Annotated in this window: 1 pseudogene; it reads right to left on the bottom strand. The window is 60.6% G+C overall.

Features of this window, described 5'->3' with window-relative positions:
* Positions 1–231 (bottom strand): annotated as a pseudogene (locus ACQG3P_RS25085) (hypothetical protein); the annotation flags it as partial.

Raw genomic sequence — 231 nt, 5'->3', positions numbered from 1 at the left:
TGATGAAGATGAAGGCAACGGTGCGCGCAATACCCAGGTAGCCGGGGTCGTATACGATCCCATCAAGTTCGTGATCCTGGATGATCTGGAAGCGATCATCCTTGGGCACCCCGATGCTGAGCATGGAGTCATACACCACCTGGCCACCCTGCTGGCGGTAGGCGGCGGTCTTGCCATGGCGGAGGTCAATGCGGGCCAGGGGCTTGGCGGACTCCTCACGGATCTGTGTGC

The organism is Stenotrophomonas sp. SrG (genome assembly GCF_050031795.1).
GTDB lineage: Bacteria > Pseudomonadota > Gammaproteobacteria > Xanthomonadales > Xanthomonadaceae > Stenotrophomonas > Stenotrophomonas rhizophila_A.
The sequence above is the reverse complement of the archived record's forward strand: the minus strand, read 5'-3'. Positions and strand labels throughout refer to the sequence as shown.